At 67.2% G+C, this 19,719-nt stretch carries 16 protein-coding genes; 6 read left to right on the top strand and 10 right to left on the bottom strand.

Annotation, left to right across the window (positions count from 1 at the left end):
• Nucleotides 1-285 precede the first annotated feature (285 nt).
• From BPODLACK_RS11090 to BPODLACK_RS11080, 3 genes are all read right to left on the bottom strand, one after another.
• Complete coding sequence (locus tag BPODLACK_RS11090; protein ID WP_375295615.1) at nt 286-1,119, bottom strand: oxygenase MpaB family protein; 834 nt, start codon at nt 1,117-1,119, stop codon at nt 286-288.
• Between the two features lie 186 nt (nt 1,120-1,305).
• Entirely contained in the window at nt 1,306-2,322 is a 1,017-nt protein-coding gene (locus BPODLACK_RS11085; RefSeq protein ID WP_024498100.1) for a hypothetical protein, read from the bottom strand.
• A 255-nt stretch (nt 2,323-2,577) separates the two neighbouring features.
• Nucleotides 2,578-3,423 (bottom strand): 3-hydroxybutyryl-CoA dehydrogenase, encoded by an 846-nt coding sequence (locus BPODLACK_RS11080; protein ID WP_159405287.1) that lies wholly within the window; start codon nt 3,421-3,423, stop codon nt 2,578-2,580.
• Nucleotides 3,424-3,639: 216 nt separating this feature from the next.
• On the opposite strand from BPODLACK_RS11080, the gene BPODLACK_RS11075 reads away from it, so the two are divergent.
• The 3 genes from BPODLACK_RS11075 to BPODLACK_RS11065 all read left to right on the top strand — a co-directional run bounded on the left by BPODLACK_RS11075 (nt 3,640) and on the right by BPODLACK_RS11065 (nt 10,607).
• Nucleotides 3,640-4,728, top strand: coding sequence for an alpha/beta hydrolase (locus BPODLACK_RS11075; RefSeq protein ID WP_024498102.1), 1,089 nt, complete (start codon nt 3,640-3,642; stop codon nt 4,726-4,728).
• A gap of 148 nt (nt 4,729-4,876) precedes the next feature.
• Nucleotides 4,877-9,175 carry a non-ribosomal peptide synthetase gene (locus tag BPODLACK_RS11070; RefSeq protein WP_236577657.1) on the top strand — a complete coding sequence of 1,433 codons (4,299 nt, stop codon included), beginning with the start codon at nt 4,877-4,879 and terminating at the stop codon, nt 9,173-9,175.
• 1 nt (nt 9,176) lies between these two features.
• Entirely contained in the window at nt 9,177-10,607 is a 1,431-nt protein-coding gene (locus tag BPODLACK_RS11065; protein WP_051349574.1) for a sensor histidine kinase, read from the top strand.
• Here the strand turns inward: BPODLACK_RS11065 and BPODLACK_RS11060 are convergent.
• From BPODLACK_RS11060 to BPODLACK_RS11045, 4 genes are read right to left on the bottom strand one after another with little or no spacing between them, the layout of a single operon-like run.
• On the bottom strand, nt 10,568-11,257 hold the full coding sequence (locus tag BPODLACK_RS11060; protein ID WP_024498105.1) for a response regulator transcription factor: 690 nt from the start codon (nt 11,255-11,257) through the stop codon (nt 10,568-10,570). The two genes, BPODLACK_RS11065 and BPODLACK_RS11060, sit on opposite strands and share 40 nt — an antisense overlap.
• Before the next feature lie 58 nt (nt 11,258-11,315).
• Entirely contained in the window at nt 11,316-11,795 is a 480-nt protein-coding gene (locus tag BPODLACK_RS11055) for a DUF2231 domain-containing protein (protein ID WP_024498106.1), read from the bottom strand.
• 51 nt (nt 11,796-11,846) lie between these two features.
• Complete coding sequence (locus tag BPODLACK_RS11050; RefSeq protein WP_159405286.1) at nt 11,847-12,743, bottom strand: MBL fold metallo-hydrolase; 897 nt, start codon at nt 12,741-12,743, stop codon at nt 11,847-11,849.
• A 32-nt stretch (nt 12,744-12,775) separates the two neighbouring features.
• Nucleotides 12,776-13,342, bottom strand: coding sequence for a DUF6328 family protein (locus BPODLACK_RS11045; protein WP_024498108.1), 567 nt, complete (start codon nt 13,340-13,342; stop codon nt 12,776-12,778).
• A gap of 109 nt (nt 13,343-13,451) precedes the next feature.
• Here BPODLACK_RS11045 and BPODLACK_RS11040 point away from each other — a divergent pair, with 109 nt between their 5' ends.
• A complete protein-coding gene (locus BPODLACK_RS11040; RefSeq protein ID WP_159405285.1) occupies nt 13,452-14,225 on the top strand; it encodes a DUF427 domain-containing protein in 774 nt (257 codons plus the stop codon).
• Between the two features lies 1 nt (nt 14,226).
• Here the strand turns inward: BPODLACK_RS11040 and BPODLACK_RS11035 are convergent, their stop codons facing one another.
• Both BPODLACK_RS11035 and BPODLACK_RS11030 read right to left on the bottom strand, forming a co-directional pair.
• A complete protein-coding gene (locus BPODLACK_RS11035; protein WP_159405284.1) occupies nt 14,227-14,826 on the bottom strand; it encodes a mycothiol-dependent nitroreductase Rv2466c family protein in 600 nt (199 codons plus the stop codon).
• 43 nt (nt 14,827-14,869) lie between these two features.
• On the bottom strand, nt 14,870-16,108 hold the full coding sequence (locus tag BPODLACK_RS11030) for a cytochrome P450 (protein WP_191835031.1): 1,239 nt from the start codon (nt 16,106-16,108) through the stop codon (nt 14,870-14,872).
• Nucleotides 16,109-16,224: 116 nt separating this feature from the next.
• Here BPODLACK_RS11030 and BPODLACK_RS11025 point away from each other — a divergent pair, with 116 nt between their 5' ends.
• Entirely contained in the window at nt 16,225-16,611 is a 387-nt protein-coding gene (locus BPODLACK_RS11025) for a DUF2784 domain-containing protein (RefSeq protein WP_159405283.1), read from the top strand.
• Between the two features lie 15 nt (nt 16,612-16,626).
• Here BPODLACK_RS11025 and BPODLACK_RS11020 read toward each other — a convergent pair whose 3' ends face one another.
• Complete coding sequence (locus BPODLACK_RS11020; RefSeq protein WP_159405282.1) at nt 16,627-17,907, bottom strand: lipase family alpha/beta hydrolase; 1,281 nt, start codon at nt 17,905-17,907, stop codon at nt 16,627-16,629.
• A 178-nt stretch (nt 17,908-18,085) separates the two neighbouring features.
• Here BPODLACK_RS11020 and BPODLACK_RS11015 point away from each other — a divergent pair, with 178 nt between their 5' ends.
• Nucleotides 18,086-19,495 (top strand): wax ester/triacylglycerol synthase family O-acyltransferase, encoded by a 1,410-nt coding sequence (locus tag BPODLACK_RS11015; protein WP_024498114.1) that lies wholly within the window; start codon nt 18,086-18,088, stop codon nt 19,493-19,495.
• Nucleotides 19,496-19,719 lie beyond the last annotated feature (224 nt).

The raw sequence follows: 19,719 nt of genomic DNA, 5'->3' as shown, positions 1-19,719 counted from the left end.
CTCAAGCGCTACATCGCCCGCGAAGTGTTCCGCGACCTCACCACCGACCTCGGAACCCTTGACAAGCTATAGGACCGTCTCGTCGCTTTCGCTCCTCGCACCTCAGGGAGCGAGGAGGTTCGTCGCTTTCGCTCCTCGCACCTCAGGGAGCGAGGAGGCTCGTCGCTATCGCTCCTCGCACCTCAGGGAGCCAGGAGGCTCGTCGCTATCGCTCCTCACACCTCAGGGAGCGAGGAGGCTCGTCGCTATCGCTCCTCGCACACCGCACGCGTGTGTCGGACGGCGTCAGACGAGCGGACGGCCGAGCCGGCAACGCAGGCGGACGTCGCGCAGGAGAATGTGAAAAGCGATCTGCGACAACCAGAGTGGCTTTTTGCGCTCGGCCTCGACCAGTTTGCCGACGTACTCGTCGAACCACTTCTGGTCCTCGTCGGTCCAGTCCACCCGAAGGGCCTTCCGGAACGGTTCGGGGAGGTAGCCGATCGTCCGCCGGAGCTTGACCGGACCGTAACGGTCCTGGATCGCCTTGGGTGCGTAGCCGAAGTTGGCGATGTCGAGGAGGAAGTCCCGGATCTCGTCGCTGATCTCGATGCGGGCGACCTGCGAGTCCCAGTACTCGTCGAAGGCATCGCGGCTCTCCGGCCAGGCCTCGGCGGGCATCTGCAACGTTGTACCGCACACCTTGCCCTGCTGGTAGAACTCCTCACGTTCGGCGCCGTGCAGTGGGCCGTGCACGCGCTCGTAGATGTCCTCCCACCCGAAGTAGAGGCAGGCGGCGACCCAGAGCTGGAGGTCGGGGTTCATCGCGTTGTACTCCACCGGGCTGTCGGCGTCCGAGCGCACCTGGGCGTGCTGTCCGTTGACCGCCTGTCGGTAGCGCCGTCGGTCGTCGGCGTTGCCCATCGCGGCGACCGCCAGGTACGACGCGGTGGTGCGGGCACGTTTCACCGGATGCTTGTCGAGGCGCCCGTTCTCGACCTTGCTGCGTGCGACGCCGTAGCCTACGGCGGGGTTGGCGAGCTGCATGATCACGTTTGTCGTACTCATGGTCTGCCCCATCGACAACAGTGATCGCGCGAAGAAACTGCTGTCGATGTTGTCCATCTCGACTCGCGTCATCGTGCGTTTCTGCTGAGACATCTGACCCCCGGATCGGCTCGGCCCGCGTCCTGATGTGACAACGGGTGTGATCAAAAATGTCAGAACCGTGGGTTCGTGTCAACGGCCCCGGCGTACCGGTGACAGCATGCGACGACGGCCGCCATCCGCTGGGATGGCGGCCGTCGTGTTGGCCGGTAGGGCCGATCAGCTGTCGATGCCGACCAGTTCCTTGGCGAGTTCGGCGAATCGGATCTCGATGGCCGAGACGACCCGCTGACGGTTCTTGTGGGTCTCCTCGTAGGCGAGGGTCACGCGGAGTTCGGCCGGTGCCGTCAGTTCCTTGACGGCGGCGACGGCATCGCCGACGTTGAGGTCGGCGTAACCATCGATCGGCAGATCCGCGGAGTCGACGGTGCCGGTGAACTCGCGGAGCTGGTGGAGCGCGTCCGCTGCGCCGACGGCGCCGCTGTCGCGCGCACTGTCCTCGACTGCCTCCAGGGCTGCGTCGCGGCCGGCGGCCACCGTCTTCGAGACCGCGGTACCGGCGTTCTCGATCGCGTCACCGGCACGCGAGGCGGCGTCGGCCGCGTCATCGACGGCGCTCGCGAAACGGCTGCGCACCACGGCGATCGGGTCCGGGATCTGGCGCGCGAAGTCGGCGGTCCGGTCAATGGCCCACGATGCGCCGTTCGCCGGTGCGGTGAGCGCGCGTGCCGCGAGTCCGCTCGCCCACTGGGTCGGTCCCCGGCGCAGTGCCGTAGGTCCGCCCAGCGCCTCTTCGGCGAGGACCGTGGTCAGCCAGTTGACCGTCGCGGTGTGGGCCACGACCAGCCGTTCGGCCAGGTCGACGAGCTCCGTGTCCTCCTGGCCGGTCGCGAGGGCCTTGAGATACGTCGAGCGTGCGAGGAGTCGCTGCTCCAGGGCGAGGTCGTCGAGGAGTGCCTCGTCGAGCGGTTGGGCCTGCTCCACAAGGGTCTTGGCCATCGCGCCGACGCGACCGAGAACGGGTCGGACGACATCGACGAGTCCGCCGCGGTCGCGAAGAGCGGCCTCGATCGCCTCGGCACGCTTCCGCGCCTTCTCCGCGTTCTCGGAGAGTTCCTTGCGGATCGCGTCGGTCCGGGCCTGGGCCTGGCGCGTCTCGGCGATCTGGATCTCGGTGTGGGTCATCGCGAGGATTGCACGAAGTTGCTGGTGGATGGTGGTGGTGGAAACTGTCATTGGTCTCGCTCCCTTCTCATCCGCTGTGGGATGCGTACACCCCGAGTGTTGCCACCGGGTCCTCGTCTGTAACCCGTGATCGTGAATCGACGGTCGCCGGGCTCACGGATTCGTTGCGCGACAACAGTTCTCGGGCCAAGTGAGGTGAGTCACACCCGTGGTTCACGATCCGGCGAACCTCGTCATGACGACAAAACGCCCCCGGTGACGCGGTGGCGTCGTCGGGGGCGTTCAGCCGGATTCGTCGGAAACGGTTCAGTAGCTGTAGAAGCCACGTCCGGACTTGCGTCCCAGGTGACCGGCGTCGACCATGCGCCGCAGCAGTGCCGGAGGCGCGAAGTGCGGCTCGGCGAACTCGTCGTACAACGACTCGGCGGCCGCGAGGGTGATGTCGAGGCCGATGGTGTCGACGAGCGTCAGCGGACCCATGGGATAGCCGCAGCCGCCCTTCATGGCGGTGTCGATGTCCTCGGCCGAGGCGTAGCCGGAGTCGTACATCCGGATCGCCTGGCAGAGGTAGGGGATGAGCAGGGCGTTGACGATGAAGCCCGAACGGTCACCGGCATTGACCGGATTCTTGCCGAGGACGTCCTTGACGTAGGCGCTGACGGCGTCGGCGGTCTCCGGGGTGGTGACCAGGGTCGAGATGATCTCGACCAGTGGCATCACCGGCACCGGATTGAAGAAGTGGACGCCCACGACGCGCTCGGGACGCTTGGTGGCGGTCGCGACCTTGATGATCGGGATCGACGACGTGTTGGTGGCGAGGATGGTGTTCTCGCCGACGGCCTCGTCGAGGCGTGCGAAGATGTCGCGCTTGAGCTGCTCGTTCTCGGGTGCGGCCTCGATGACCAGATCGCGGTCGGCGAGGTCGGCGTAGTCGAGGCTGACGCGCAGCCGGCCGAGAGCGGCGTCGGCATCTTCCTGACTGAGCTTGCTCTTGCTGACGGCGCGGGCCAGGGACTTCTCGACACGCGCACGTGCGGCGTCGGCGAATTCCTGCTTGACCTCGATGATCACGACATCGCTGCCGGACTTCGCGCACACCTCCGCGATGCCCGCTCCCATGGTGCCGCCGCCGATGACGCCGATGTTCTTCACAGTGAAACCTCCGAGTCCGAATATCACCACACACGGTAGTACGCGGTCCGATCCCCGGTGACGGGGTGGGTGTGGAGCGGCGACGCATCGTCGACCGCGTGAGCAGGGCGAACCGGGACGACTGACCAACATGTCCCCGGGGTCCGGTCCGGGCGTGGCTACGATGGCGAAGCACGGAGCTCGCGCTCCGGCACACGCCGACACGGGAGCATTCGCATGAACCGCAGGTCACCGGCCGGATTCGCCGGCATCGTCTCGATCTCCGCAGTGATCGCACTGGTCGTCGGACTACTCGCCTCCGGCGCCGGTGCGGCGGACGCCCGAACACTCGACGGGGTGCGGTACGCGCATGCGTCCCCAGGGGCGCCCTACCGTCAGACCTGGACATCACCACGCAACTTCGTGGCGTCGGTGTGGTCGCCCTCCATGCAGACCCAGGTCCCGCTCCTCGTGCAGACGCCGGCCAACCGCAATCAGAGCGCGCCGGTGATGTACCTGCTCAACGGATCGTCTGGCGGGGAGGAGAACGACGACTGGACGCATGCCACCGATGCGAACGCCTTCTACGCGAACAAGAACGTCTGGACCGTCACTCCGATCGGCGGCGCCGCCAGCTACTACGCCAACTGGCGACGCGTGGATCCGGCGGCCAACTTCCGGTACCAGGTGAAGACGTCTCGACCGTTGCGCTGGGAGACGTTCCTGACCTCGGAACTGCCCTCCACCTTCGAAGGGGCACACGGCGGGTACAGCCGCGGGCGGGCCCGCGGTATCGCCGGGATCTCGATGTCGGGAAACTCGGTGATCCGTCTCGCGGAGAACCATCCCGGTCTGTACCGCGCGGTCGGCGCCCACTCGGGCTGTGCCGACACCGTGACGCCGACGGGGCAGCTCATGCTGAGGAATGTCGCATTCGTCCCGTACGGGGCCGATGCGACGAACATGTACGGGCTGCCCGGGGATCCTGAATGGGCTGCGCAGGACCCGGTCGTCAACGCGTACAAGCTCGCTCGTCGTACGCCGGCGCTGTGGATCAGCGCGGCCACCGGTGTGCCGGGCGGGCATGACAACCCGGCCGACCGTTCCGTCCGCGGGGACGTGGGCAGACTCGCCGCCCAGGTGACCGTCGGCGGGATCAGCGAGGCGGCGGCCCGGACCTGCACGGTCACCCTGGCCCAGCGTCTCGCGGCTCTCCGCATCCCCGCCAACGTGCGTTTCCCGGCGGTGGGCACCCACTCGTGGGGTTACTGGCAGGACCAGATGCACGAGTCCTGGCCCATGTTCGCCAGAGCACTCGGGGCGTGATCGGTTCGTCGCAGCGTTGCCGGAAATGTCGGTGTACCTGGTACTTCAGCCGACCTTCAACTCGGCGCGGCTACGTTCGGAGTGTGGACTCGGTTGAGAAACGCTGCCGACGATCGCCCGACGGGAACCCGTTCGAGGACGATCGTCGATGACGGCGACGCGCCGCGCGCTGTGGATGTCCCAGATGTTGCAGCCGGGCGTTTCGCACGTCGTCGCATTCGGGCTCACCCTCCGTGGTCCCCTCGATGGTCCGCGTCTGCTGGATGCGACGCGTGGGGTGCTCGATCACGTCGGGTGGAATGACGTACACATTCCGGCCGGACACTCGCCGGCCGAGCTGACACCATCGGATGGTGTCGCTGCAGAACCGATCCGGCGTGCCGGCTCCTCGATCGAGCCCGTTGTCCGAGTCGATCTCTCGCGATTCCCCGATCCGGAAGCCGAGAGTGACCACCGCGCGCAGCAGTTCGTCGATGCTGGCGACGGTGCAGACCTCACCATGCCGCTGTTTCGCAGCGAGTTGCACCGTCTGGCCGGGGATCATCACCGGTGGGTGGTGCGTGTGCACCACGTCCTGACCGACGGCGCCGGGGTCTTGCGTGTCATGGGACATGTCGCCGACGTGTACGGCGGCATCGCCGCTCCGGACGATCTGCCCGTCGCGGGCGCCGATCAACTGGCGGCCGACGAGAAGCGGTACGCCGACTCGCCCCGTCGGGAATCCGATGCGCGGCACTGGAAAACCGTTCTCGACGAGCACGAACCGTCACTGCTGTCGGGTGCGGCCCCGCGGATGACGTCGGAGATCACCCGGGTGACACGACGATTGACGAGCCCGCGGACCGCCGGGTCGGAGGAGCTCGTCGCCGCGTTGGCGGGTCTGTGCGCTCGCCTGCTCGACACTCCCGACGTGGGACTCGCGCTGCCGGTCGCCGCCCGCACCTCGGCGGTGCGTCGACGCGCCGTGCAACCGTTGTCGAACGTCGTGCCGCTGACGCTGAACGGGATCGGCGACCTCGCGGCGGCGGGAGCGGTCGAGTCCGTGTCGTCGGCGGTGATCGACGCGTTGCGACACCAGCTCTACCCGCGCGAGGACATGTTGCGTGGTCGCCGGGGAACCACCGCCTTCGGTGTGGTGGTCAACCTGTTGCCCACCTTCTCGCCGCCGGTCGTCGACGGTCTCCACTGGTGCCTGGAGGTGATGCGCACCGGCCCCGTCGGCGATGTCGCGGTGACGATGCACCCTGCCGATCAGTTCGGTGAGCGGGCGGTCACCTGGGAGGCACCGGCGGCGGCCTTCGACGCCGGCGCGCTGGATACGCTGGCCGCGCGATACGACACCTACCTGACGGCGTTTGTTCGCGAGATCGACGACGGGGTGGCCATCCCGGACGATGCGGTCTTCGTGGAAGGCGAGTGGGACCGCTTCCGGCGACGCAGCGGCCCGCCCGCGCCACCGTTCGTCCCCACCGTCGGCCTGTTCGCCGAGTACTGCACGGCGGATCCGTCGGCCGCCGCGCTCGTCGACGGCGAGGTCGAGTGGTCCCGTGCGGAGCTCGCGGAGCGGGTGAGTCATTGTGTGAGGCGGCTCCAGGCCGAGGGTGTGCAGGCCGGTGATCCGGTGGCGGTGGCCGTCGGGAGATCGGCGGCGTCGGTGGTGGCGTTCTGGTCGGTACTCATGGTCGGCGGCGTCTGGGTGCCTCTGGGCGACCCGGCCGCTCCTGAGGCGAGAACGCAAGCGCTCCTTGCCCGTTGCGGTGCGCGGATCGGACTGTGTGGTCCGGACGCCGTCGAGGACGGCATCCGCTGGCTGGTGCTCGACGACGGAAATCAGTGCGCCGCAACAACGTTCGACGAGGTGGCGCAGCGGCGGCCGGCGGGATACGACCGCGGCCCCGACGACGCTGCATACATCCTCTTCACCTCGGGTTCCACCGGCCGTCCGAAGGGTGTGGTGATACCGCACCGCGGGTTCCCCGCGCTCGTTGCCGAGATCCGGGCGTCGTATGCGCTGACGTCTCGGTCACGCCTGCTGCATGTCTCGTCCCCGACCTTCGACACCGGGATCGTCGAGATGCTGTCCGCCGTGGCGACCGGGGCGACGCTGGTCATCGCGCCCGCATCCACCCAGGGAGGTGACCCGCTCGCCGATCTCATCCGCAGGCACGGCGTCACCCACATCATCATGACGCCGTCGGTGCTCGAGACCTTACCGGTCGACCTCGCGGACGGGTTCACCCAGGTGATCGTCGGCGGTGAGCCGCCGCAGGCTTGTCTCGTGGACAAGTGGAGCGCACGTGTACCGGTGCGAAATGCATATGGGCCCACCGAAACCCGATGCAGCATCAACATCTCCGGACCTCTCTCGACGCACGGGGAGATCACCGTGGGTCCGCCGATGGTCGGGGTGACCGAGTCCGTATTGGACCGGCGCGGCCGTCCCCAGCCACCAGGCGCCCTCGGTACCGTGCATTGTGCGGGACCGCAAGTGGCGGACGGTTATCTCGACGACCCCGAACAGACCGATGAAGCCTTCGTCGACTGCACCATCTCCGACGATCCGGTCATGTACCGGACCGGTGACGTCGCCACGTGGACCGAAAGCGGGGATCTGCGGATACTCGGCCGGCGGGACGGGCAGGTCAAGTTGCGCGGCCTGCGCATCGAACTCGGTGAGATCGATGCCGCACTGATGCGGTGTGACGGGGTCCGGCGCTGCGCGACGACACTCCGTGACCTGCAGTCAGGGCGCGCCGGGATCGTGTCCTTCGTGGTCCCCGAAGACATCTCCCGTCCACCCGGCCGACGAGCGATTCGTCGGGAACTGGCTCGGATGCTGCCGTCGTACATGGTGCCGGCGCTGGTCGTCATCCTCGACGAGATGCCGCGTGCCGTCAGCGGGAAACTGAGTCTCGCTGCATTGCAGCATCTTCCGTTGCCGGTGAACGATCCGACCCGCGGGGCGGTCGGCCCCCACGAGGCACTGCTGCTACGCGTGGTCGGCGAGGTCCTGGGTGTCGAATCGATCGATCCGATGATGGGGTTCGTGGAGCAGGGCGGCGACTCGCTGGCGGTCATGCGGGTCGCTCAGGGACTCGCCGAGGCAGGTTATCCGGAGATCGGACCGAACGACGTGCTGACCTCGCCCGACCTCGCGTCTCTCGCCGAGCAGATGGCGCAGCGGACACCGCGGGTGCGTGACGAGCGAGACGAGCCTGCCGGAGACGGCGACGCCGCCGAACGCCCCCTGACGCCTGCTGAGCGAACTGTGGTGCGCGAGCCGGGCCACCCTGTCGCGCAATTGATCTGCGTCGCCTGGGTCCCCTCGTCGTGGGACCGCCCGGGGGTGGCGGAGACATCGGCGCTCATCGGTGCCCTCCTCGAACGGCACCGGTCACTTCGGTCCACGTTCCCCGACACCCCGACGGGGCCGATCCGGCGAACAGCGCGCGACGTACCGCTCGATGCGGTCGTGTCCCGGATCGAGGTGGTGGACATCCCGGATCGGGAACGCCTACGAGCGGAAGCGAAGGAGATGGCGGCAACCCTGGACGTGCGGGTGGCGCCACCGCTGGCAGTGCGTCTCCTCGAGGGGCCGGACGGCCTCGTCATGGGTGCGGTCGCGGTGATGCACCACATCGCGGTGGACGGGCGTTCGCTGGGGGTGCTCGCCCGCGACGCCGAAGCGCTGATGACGGGCGGGGCCCTGACTCCGGAGGGGCCGTCTGCGGAGTTGGATCCGGCGAGTACGGCAGGCGACGACGAAGGCTTCGAACTGCACAACTTCTGGAAAGAGTTGCTCGTACAGCAGAGCGATTCGGCTTTCGAACTGGGCGGCGTCGACCCGGCGACGTGGCCGATCGATGGCGCGATCCGTCGTCGCGGGTTGGTCGATGCGGACACCTACATGCGTTTCCGAAGCCGAGCGGCAGCGGAACACATGACGCCGTTCGAGGCCTTCGGAGACGTGGTGGCCAGGGCGCTGGCGGACATGACCGGACAACCCGGTGTCCTGGCCGCCACGACGGTGTCCAAGCGTCCCCCGGGTGCGGAGGGCGTCGTCGAAAACCACGTGCTCGCGGTGATCACCCCGCTGTCGGTGGGCGAGGATCGAGATACTTCGGTCGCCTTGCGTCGCAGGTGCATTCGCGCCGCATCGGCGCCCATGGAGGAAGTGCTCGACCTCGCGGGCCGGACCGTCGACGACGACCATCTGTTCCCCGTACCCGTCTTGCTCGGCTGGTCGCCGGTGATCTCACCGCCGTCATCCGGTGGAATCCTCTACGCGTTCCCGCCGCGTCGGACACGCTGGCTGCTTCAGGTCGAGGGGTGTCCGACGCCGACGGGTGAACTCGAGATCGGTGTCACCGGTGCGACCCAGGCGCTGGGGATCGAGCGGACCGAGCGCGTTCTGGCGGAGGTGAGCCGGTGCCTGCGTCGGTGGTGAGATGAGTTCTGTCAGAGCACCACACATCTGGTCCGGCAGATTCGGATGGCGGAGTGTCCGCGTCCGGCTGACTGTCATCGGTGTGGCGACCCTGTTCGCGGCCCTGGCAATCGCCGGCGGGCTGGTGCTGATCGTGGTCTACCGTTCGCTCACCGACGCCGCCGACACGGCGACGTCGACACGGAGTCAAGACATCGCCGACGCCCTGGCGCAGGGTGGGCTCGCGGCGGTGGCGACGACCGAGCTGGAGCCGACCGACTCGATCGGCATCGTGCAGATCGTCGGCCGAGATGGGTCGGTGCTCGCGGCGAGCCACGAGCGGCAACGGGTCCGGCCACTGGTGGCCCCGGTGGATGCCGGGGTACGGCATACCGCGGTGGACGCGACATTCCCCGGAGAGGACGACGAGTTCCGCGTCGTGGTTCGGGGCGTGACGGCGCCGGACGGGCAGGTGTTCAGCGTTGTCGTCGGAGCCGGTGAAGCACACATCCACGCGACCGTGCTGACGGTTTTCGGCGTCCTCTGCGTGGTGTTCCCGATCATCCTCATCGTCGCGGCGGCGACGACCTATGAGCTCGTCGGCCGAACACTGCGACCAGTGGAGGCCATCCGGACCGAGGTTGCGGAGATTTCGAGATCCGGTGTGGCGCGACGGGTTCCGGTCGCCGACACGGACGACGAGATCGCCACGCTCGCGGTGACGATGAACGAGATGCTCGATGCGCTGGCCTTCGCCCGCGAACAGCAGATCAGGTTCGTCGGCGATTCCTCACACGAACTGCGAAGCCCGCTCGTCACCATCCTGGGATTGCTGGAGCTCGCCGTCCGGACAGGTGAACCGATCGATTCCGCGACGGTGTCCACACTCCTGCTGCCCGAGGCCCACCGCTTGCGCGACCTCGTCGACGACCTTCTTCTCCTGGCCCGTGCCGACGAGTACGGACTGCGGCCCTCATTCGAGGAAGTGGATCTCGACGACATCGTCAACGACGAGGTCACCCGGCTCGATCTCACCACCGACCTCGAGATCTCGGCGACCGTGCTGCCGGTTCGTGCACTCGGCGACCGCGACCAGCTCGGCCGCGTGGTACGGAATCTGTGCGACAACGCCGTTCGGCATGCCCGTTCCGCAGTGACGGTGACCATGGCCGTCGACCCGGAATGGGTGACGATCAGTGTGGCCGATGACGGGCCGGGTATTCCTGTCGACGATCGTGCACGCGTCTTCGACCGCTTTGTGCGGCTCGACGATTCGCGAGATCGCCGGGGCGGCACCGGACTCGGCCTCTCGATCGTCGACGAGATCGTTCGTGCACATCACGGCACCGTCACCGTGCTGGACACCGACGGCGGAGGCTGCACCATCGGGGTGTCGTTACCGCTGCGGGCCGATCAGGTCGAGGGGTCACCGCCGTTGTCGGCGAGCCGATAGCCGGCGCCGCGGACGGTTTCGATCGCGCGAACCCCGAAAGGGGTGTCGATGTGTCGGCGGAGGTAGCCGACGTACACCTCGACGATGTTGTCGTCGCCACGGTAGTGCTCGTCCCACACCGCCCGCAGGATGTCGGTCTTGCTGACCACGTTGCCCTTGTGACGTATCAGGTATTCGAGAACCGCGAATTCTCGGGCGGTGAGGCGGATCGGTGTCTCCCCACGCCGGACCTCTCGTCGCGCCGGATCCAGCGAGAGCGATCCGGCCTGCAGGATGGTCGGTCGTTCCGGGGCGCCGCGCCGTGCGAGTGCGCGTAATCGCGCGGACAGCACGACCAAGGAAAACGGTTTGACCATGTAGTCGTCGGCGCCGAGATCGAATGCGTCCGCCTCGTCGTACTCCCCGTCCTTGGCGGTGAGCATGAGTACCGGGGTCCACACACCGCGGTGCCGCAGCTCTCGGACGAGTTCGTAGCCGTTGAGACGCGGCATCATGATGTCGCTGACGATGACGTCGTAACTTCTGGCACAGGCGGATTCGACACCCGCGACGCCGTCGGCGGCGGTGTCGACGGCCCAGCCCTCGGCCCGCAGGGTCCGCCGCAGGGTCTCGGTGGCCCGCGGATCGTCCTCGACGACCAGTACGCGCATGTGCTCCAGTATCTGCCCGGACTCGGTCTGCCCGACGTGATTCACGTGTTCGTGCGTGTCATGACCAGGCGGCGCGGGAGCCGGAATCGCCGGTTCGGTAGACGATGTACAGCGACCCCACGGCCACCACGATCAGCGCGACCCCCAGGACGAGTGCAGTCACCCGCTGCGAGAGTTTCGCCGATGCCGGGATTCTCGTGTGGATGGTGGCCATCACCCGCTCGTCGTGAACCGCCCACCAGAGGACGGCGAGTGCGAACAGCGGACCGACCCAGTAAATGACCTGTTCGCCGAACCCGGCGTGGTGTTCGATCGCGGGATTCGGACCCACGCGCTCTTCCAGCGATTCTCCGGCAGTCGTGGTGAGTGGAACGGAGATCAACGCGGCCAGAGCGACCAGGGGAGTGAGGATTCCGAGGCGGGCCCGTGCCGCCGGCCAGCACACCCCGATGATCGCCATCAGGGCGGTGAGTGGGACCAGCACCACGACGACGTGGACGAGGAGCGGGTGAATGGGCAGGCCGTTGATTGTGTTCACGCTGCGACGGTAGCCCGGCGATGTTGAAGGGTAGCTGAAATGCCGAACATGTCACATCCGGTGATACGACCCGTCGTTCGTGCGTGCGACCTGCCCGTGTCGGATGAGCCGTTCGAGGTGCAATCCGGCCGTGCGGCGCTCGACGGCATCGACGAAGGGCATCTGTACGTGAGGTCGGTATACGAGCCGGTGCCCGACGATCTCGTCGAGTCGCCGGGGCCGGTCCAGGAATTCCAGCAACCGTTCCTCGCGCCGGTGGATGACGCCCTCGTACGCTTTCAGGTGTTCTCGAAAAACTCTCGCGCCCTCCACGACTCCCTTCTGGTGGAAGGTGCCGTACCACCGGGCCTCGACCTCGCGGACGCGCGCGATGGAGGCGAGGTAGTCGTCGACGCTGCTGCCGACGTCGCCGTACATCGGGCCGAAGCGAGTGAGGTCGATGTCGGCGATGTAGAAGAAACCGGTCGGTTCGACGAGGACGCCGCAGTGTCCACGGGTGTGGCCGGGGAGGTGGACGACCGTCGCGGTGATGTCCCCGAGATCGAAGACGTGCCCGTCGCCGACGCCGCGCGCGTCCGGAAAGCCGGGCGTGAGTGCGAAGGTGTCACCGATCTGGGCGTCGACCGCGGCGCGTTCCTCGGGCGTGAGTCCGTAGCCGTCGAGAAGGACCTGGAGTGAACGAACTCCGCCGACTTCGTCGTGATGCGCATACTTCGCGGTGTCGAAGTGGCGCAGGCCGGCGATGTGGTCCTCGTGCGCGTGGCTGATCATGACGGCATCGGCACCGACGGGGTCGTGGTCGACGTCGAGGGAGGGATCGAGGACCAGCGTCGCCTCGGAACCGTGCACGACGACGGTGTTTCCGTACGGGAACGCTCCACCGTGCGTGGATGCGAGCACGGTCACCTGGTCGAAGCGGGTTTCGGTGAAGCGCGACGCCGTGGTCATCTGGTCTGCCTACCCGCGCGGAGAGCGAGATGTCAATGACCGCGCTCGCGCGGGGTCGCATCGTCGTCGGGAGGGTCGGTCATGCCACGTGCGGTCAGAGGCAGGACGATCCACGCCATCGAGAACACGACGAACGTGCAGCACCCCGCCACGACTGCCGGTACCGGACCGGCGGTCGCACCGAACACCACGGTGATCGCGCCGGACAGCGCCAGCCCGAGGAGTGTCAGCCCGGCGAAGGCCATGTAATGCGCGAGGGCGACGATGAGCGCGAGCTGGTGCCGGCGGAACAGCGCGCGGTGCAGTGCGACCGGTGCGGCGAGCAGGATGGCGGCGCCGACCGCGAAGGACACGGTGATCAGGTAGACGACGCGCAGGCCACCACCGAGGTCCTCGAAGCGGCTCTGGAACGGCATGGTCAGCAGAAACCCGGTCAGGATCTGCACGCCGGTCTGCACGACACGCAGCTCTTGTAGCAGGGAATTCCAGTTGCGGTCGAGGCGCTGGGTCTCGGTTTCGTCGCGTTCAGCGCGGTTCCACGCGGCATCGTCGGCGCCGGGATGTCCGGTGGGAGGTTCGGTGTCCGTTGGATGGGCCACTGTCTCATCCTCGCATCAGCGGGGACGAGAACCGAGTCGGTTGAGCTGCAGTGCCGATTACTTGCCGTGATCCCTGGCAAAAGGCCACGAGGCGGAGGACCATCGGTCCATGGCCACGTCCCTGGATGAAGTCACGAAGTCTCAGGTGGGTTTGCTGCGGTGGACCGACATGCACCGACGGGTCCGCGCGTTTGTCGACGGTCAGGTGGTCGTCGACTCGGCCGAACCGATCCAGGTCTGGGAGCCGTATCGGGTGGTCGGGTGCTACGCGGTGCGAACCGCGGACATCGCCGCCCCACTCGAGCATCACGTACCGACGATGCCGGGCGCTGATCACCCCCCGATCCTGACGCCGGCGCATCCGTTTTCGATGCACACCGCGCCCGGCGCGGCCTACGACATCGGGGCCGACACGCGGACGCTGGTCGGAGCTGGGTTTCGGCTCGACGACCCTGATCTCGCCGACTATGTACTCCTCGACTGGGACGCGTTCGACGAATGGCGCGAGGAAGAACAGATCGCGATGGGTCATGCGCACGACCCGTACAAACGAATCGACTGCCTCGCCACCAGCAGGCACATCGTCGTGCGCATCGGGGACACCGTGCTGGCGGAGAGTCACAACCCGACGCTCCTGCTGGAAACACACCTCCCGGCGCGGCACTACATCCCGCGCGAGGACGTCCGGATGGATGTCCTGCAACGCTCCGACACCGTCACCGTGTGTGCGTACAAAGGTCAGGCGACGTACTGGTCGGCGGTGGTCGGCGACGAGGTCGTTCCCGACGTCGCCTGGACCTACACCGATCCGCTGCCCGACGCCGAACCGGTGCGGGACCTGATCTGCTTCTACGACGAGCGGGTCGACGTGCAGATCGACTGACTCACGCGGTGAAGGTCGGCGGATCGGCCGGCCGTTTCATCTGCGCGAACGTCGTGCCGGCGATGGCGACGAGCGAGGTGTACAGGGTCTCGGCCTCATCGCCGGTCGGGATGTCGGCGAGCACCGGTCCGAAGAAGTAGGTGCCGTCGATGCCGAGGATCGGGCTGCCGCCGTCCTCGCCGAGCGATTCTTGGCTGCGTTCGTGGGACGCGCGCACCGCGTCGTCGAAGGAGGCGTCGTCCATGGCGTCGGCCAGCTCGGCCGGGAGTCCTGCCTCGGCCAGCGCCTCGGCGACGACCGTCGGGGTCACCTCGTCGCCCGCGAAGTGGATACGTCTGCCGAGCGCAGAGTAGAGCGGCTCGATGACGTCGGCGCCGGCCTTGTCGGTGGCGGCCGCGACGACGCGTCCCAGCCGGAGTGCCGTCTCGAGTCGGCGGCGCTGTTCGTCGGAATCCGGCTCCTCGTCCTCGTTCAGGATCGCGAGACTCATGAGGTGCCAGTCGACATCCGCATCGTGGGCGTTCGCGCGGTCGAGGAGCCAACGCGACGCGGCCCAGGCGAAGGGGCATACCGGATCGAAGTAGAAGTCGAAGTGGGTCATGGGGGCGGCGTACCCAATTCGGCCGGGTTCGATACGTGAGGTGTCAGCGGATCGAGTACCGGATCGGCAGGTGCTTGAGCCCGCCGACGAACACCGTCGCGGCCAGTTCGGGTTCGCCGGCCAGCTCGATCGAATCCAGTCGCGGGATCAGTGCGCTGAACAGACTTCGCATCTCCATCCGCGCCAGCGCTGCGCCCAGGCAGAAGTGCACGCCGTAACCGAACGCGAGGTGCTTGTTCGGGAAGCGTCCGACGTCGAAGGTGAACGGGTCGTCGAAGATCTCTTCGTCCCGGTTTCCGGAAGTGTAAGCGAGATAGACGGATTCGCCCTTGGCGATCGGTACGCCACGCACCGAGGTGTCCGCGGCGGCCGTGCGCATGAATTCCTTGACCGGCGTGGTCCAGCGGATCATCTCCTCCACCGCGGTGTCGATGAGTTCGGGGTCGTGGCGGAGGCGGTCGAGTTCGTGGGGGTTCTCGATGAGTGCGCGCAGGCCTCCGGAGATCGCGTCCTTGGTGGTGTCGTGGCCGGCGCTGGCGACGATCACGTAGTAGGAGGCGGTGTCGACGTCGGAGAGGGGCTCGCCGTCGATCCGGCCGTTGGCGATTGCCGATGCCAGGTCGCCGGTGGGATTCGCGCGCCGGGAGGCGGTCAGTTTGCTGAAGTAGTCGAAGAAGTCCAGCAGCGTCGCCATCCGCTCCTCGAGCGTGGTGCCGCGCTGGTACTCCTCGTCGTCGGCGCCGAACATCTCCTGGGTCAGCTGGTGCATCCGGGGGAAGTCCTCTTCGGGTAACCCCAGTAACGACAGGATGACGTACAGCGGAAAGTGGATGGCGATGTCCTCGACGAAATCGCATTCCGGACCGATCTCGGCCATCTTGTCGACGTAGCGTTTCGCCAGTGCGTCCACCTGGACTTGTAGCTCGCGCAACGCCTTCGGCCGGAACCAGTCCTGGCCGATCGCCCGCACCTTCTTGTGGTGGGGGTCGTCCATGTGGATCAGGGTGCGCAACCCCGCTCCGGACTCGAGCTGCGACTTGGCGAAGTCGTCGGCCACTGCGGTCACCAGCACCGGGCGGGGCTCGCTGAGCCAGAGGTTGTTGTCGCGCTCGATGTCCATGATGTCGGCGTGTCTGGTGATCGCGTAGAACGGCCGGTAGGGGGCTTTGTCGACGTAGGCGACCGGGTTGTGCGCCCGGAGGTGGGCCATCGCCGCGTGGAGTCGCGGCTCGTCGGCGTAGGCCGTCGGATCGGCGAATACGTTGGCGGCCTCGTCGGTCATGCTCGTGCTCACCGATGGCGTCCTTCCGTCGAACGGGTGCTTCTCGCTTCGAGTGTCCGATATCGCCGTGTTCCAGATCGGCAGATTGGTGAACCCGACCGATTTACGCTGGACACATGCCCTATCGGGTTCTGGCCGACGGCATAGCGGTCCTGCATCTGCTGTTCCTGCTGTATCTGACGTTCGGTGGGTTCATCGCCTGGCGGTGGCCACGCACCGTCGTGCTCCACCTCGCGGCCGTGGGGTGGGGACTCGCCTCGGTGGGCTTGGGGCTGTGGTGCCCGCTCACCGATGCCGAGAACTGGGCGCGGCATCGTGCCGGCGAAGCGGGGCTGCCCTCGACCGGGTTCATAGACCACTACCTGACCGGGGTGATCTACCCCGATTCTGCCCTCGGCCTGGTGCGCGGGTTGGTCGCTGCCGTGGTCGTTGCGTCGTGGGTGGGGCTGTGGTGGCGGGTCCGGACCCGTCCGCGCCGCCGCAGCGTCGCTGGTTCGCGGTAGAGGAGCCACCTGCAGCTAGCGCGTGTTCGGGCGAGGTGGCGATTCCGGGGGACTCGAGCCCGGCGGTAGCGCACGGCGAGGTCTCAGCAGGGGGAGCATCCACTCGTAGACGGTGTCGTCGTTGAGCAAGGTGAAGTGGTGGGCGCCGCCGATGTGGAACCCGTCGTCGACCTCGAATCCGAGGTGCCGCTTCCGATCTCGGCCACCGCCGCTGTTCGTCATCACCAATCCGTCGCCGACGATACGGCCGAATGGGTGATCGGGTCGTCGGGTCACGGTCGCCGTGACGTAGAGATGCCGCGCGCCCTTCATGAGCGGTGGGTAATCGACCGCGGGCTGTAGAAAGGCCTCCGGGTCGGTGTCGCGCCACTGCTCTTCGGTGACCGTCCCGTGGAACAGGTCGCGGACTCCGGCACTGCGCCGACCGAGCAGCGCGCCGAATGGACGGCTGGTCGGCCACAGGCGCAGGGCCGCCGTCGCCCAGTGAACCCCTCGTGCCAGGGGCGCGCCGAGGTGCGGCGTACCGAGGCACACCGTCTGTCGAACCAGGTGGGGCCAATACGTATCGACGGCGGCGGCCTGATGGCACGCACTCCGGATCACCAGTCCGCCCATCGAGTGGCCGATGAGGGTCAGGTCGGTGACCGGCACCGGCCACGACAACAGCAGGTCGGCGAGCAACTGTGCGAGATCGCGGCCGTTGTCACTGATGTGTCGTCCCGAGTTGTACCGGATCATGACCTCGGTGCTGCCGAGGTCATCGGCCAGGCGTGCGCCGTAGGTGGGTCTGCCGCCGAGCTCCCACGCGAACTCGGTCTCCATGAGGCCGTGCAGGAACACCGTCAGGTGCCCGGTGGCCCGGGGGAAGGCGCCCGCCAGGTCCTCCGGGGTGATCGGAACGATCGCGCCGTCGACACGGACGGCGGTCTCCGGAGCCAGGGGTGACTGCTCAGCGGTCAGCTGATCCCCGATCAAACCGTCGAGGATGCCGATCGCCACGGCGCCGCGCTTGTCCTCGGACGGCACCCCGCCGTGGCGGTAGGCGAGCGACTCGGCCAGGTCGCCGACCACATCGACGGACGAGACGATAGCGGAATAGGTGGACGTGCTGATGGCGTCGTGCATCATCTGGGCGGGACGGACCCGGGGACCCCAAGCGGCGCGCAGGCCGCCGAAGACGGTGTCGGCAATGGATGCGTGCACGGTTGCGATTCCTGTGACAGCTCTGCCCAGCTCGGTTCGGCCCAGGGCCGCGAGTGCGGGCATCTCGCGATCGCGAGGGTGATCTGCCGACATGAGTTCAGTGTACGTTTGTAAACTGATTCCGGGTGCAACGCGTACAGACGGAAGACGCAGTGGACGAAACCGGTTCGTTTCTCGGGGATCGTGCCTATCATCAGCGGGACGATCGACGGTCACGGCCCGGCGTGGCGCCGTTTCCTCGGTGTCGCCTGGCCACGGCGGGAGCACCGGTATGCAGTTGATGGACCCGATGGAGGCGGCCTTGATGAGCGCCGAGACGCTCGTCAACCCGATCCACGTCGCTGCGCTGATGATCTTCTCTCCGCCCGATGATGCGGGGCCGGGCTTTGTCGACGATCTCTATACGCAGGGACTCATCGCCACCGACGCGGTTGATCCGCGGCTGGCACGCCGCCCGCACATCGGCGTCGACACGCTGGGGCTGTGGACGTGGGAACAGGTCGAGGTCAATGTTGTCGATCATGTTCGGCGCCTACACCTCCCGCCTGGAGGCGACGATGCCGAACTGTGGCGTCTGATCGGCGATCTGCACGCGCAGGGGTTGTCACGATCCCGGCCGCTGTGGCAGGCGTACTTGATCGGTGGCCTGTCCGGCGGGCGGTTCGCGTTCTACATCAAGATCCATCACGCGCTGGTCGACGGGGTGGCCGGCATGCAGATGATCGCCGACTCCTTGAGTGGGGACCCGGACAGGCGCGACCTGAAACCCTTCTACGCCGCCAGCGTCCATTCTCCGCGGGTCGCGTCGCCGGCGAAACCGTCATCCGGGCCGCACCCGCTCACGGCCGTCCGGTCGGCCGCGGGTCTCGCGAAGTCGTCGCTGGGGTTTGCCCGAAGCGTCGTCGGTGGGCAGCGCGATCTGCTGGTCGGGGCGCTGCAAGGTAGGGTCGGCCTGCCGTTGAGTGCACCGTTCGTCCGGTTCAACGGCCGAGTGGGCCCGGACCGGGCGGTCGTCGGCGCCACCTTCGAGCTCAGTCGGGTACGGGCGATCCGCGTGGCAGCCGACGTCACCGTCAACGATGTGCTGACCGCGGTCATCTCCGGGGTGTTACGCGATTTGCTCGCCGAGCGGGGCGAACTCCCGAGGCGCTCGCTCGTCGGTCTGTGCCCGATCTCGGTGCGGGTGCTCGACGATCCGGGACAAACCGCGCGCAGCAACGCCTTCGGATTGGAAACATGCTCCCTGGCAACCGATGTCGACGATCCGGTGGAGCGGCTCGCGACGATCCACCGGGCCATGGACTTTGCGAAGAAACAGGTCGCAGCCCACGGCGGGGCTGCATCGCTGGCCTTGGTGGTGCCGAATGTCGCGCAGAGCGTCGTGACCGCGTTGCTGCCTTTCGGTCCCAAGCGGCGCACCGGATACAACCTGCCGATATCCACCCTCCGAGGTCCCGCTGAAGAGATGTACTACAACGGCGCCCGCCTGGACTCGCTGTTCCCGATCTCGACGGTGTTCGCCGGTCTGGGTCTCAACATCACCGTCTACTCGCACGGGGACAAGGTGTCGTTCGGCTGTGTCGCCGGCCGCGAGATGCTGCCAGACGTAGAACCGCTCATCCCGCTGGCGGAGCGTGTGCTGGCCGAACTCGAGACCGCTTACGGGCTCGCGTCGGGCTAGGTGCGGAATCGCGCGATGGTCCATTCCGTGATGGTGGCGCGGGCTTCGCCGCTTCTCGCGATCTTCGCAGGATCCCTGGCCGAAGACCCGGAAGCCGCCTACCAGGCTGCGCAGAGAGCGGGTCCCGATATGACGCAGTTCACATCTATATCGAAGCTGAGCGGAATGTACTCAACTTTGTTGGCGTTGCATCCTCCGTATGGCTCATACTTGAGCCTGTTGGA

Source organism: Gordonia sp. YY1 (assembly GCF_009872315.1).
GTDB lineage: Bacteria > Actinomycetota > Actinomycetes > Mycobacteriales > Mycobacteriaceae > Gordonia > Gordonia amicalis.
This window is presented reverse-complemented; position numbering and strand designations above follow the sequence as displayed.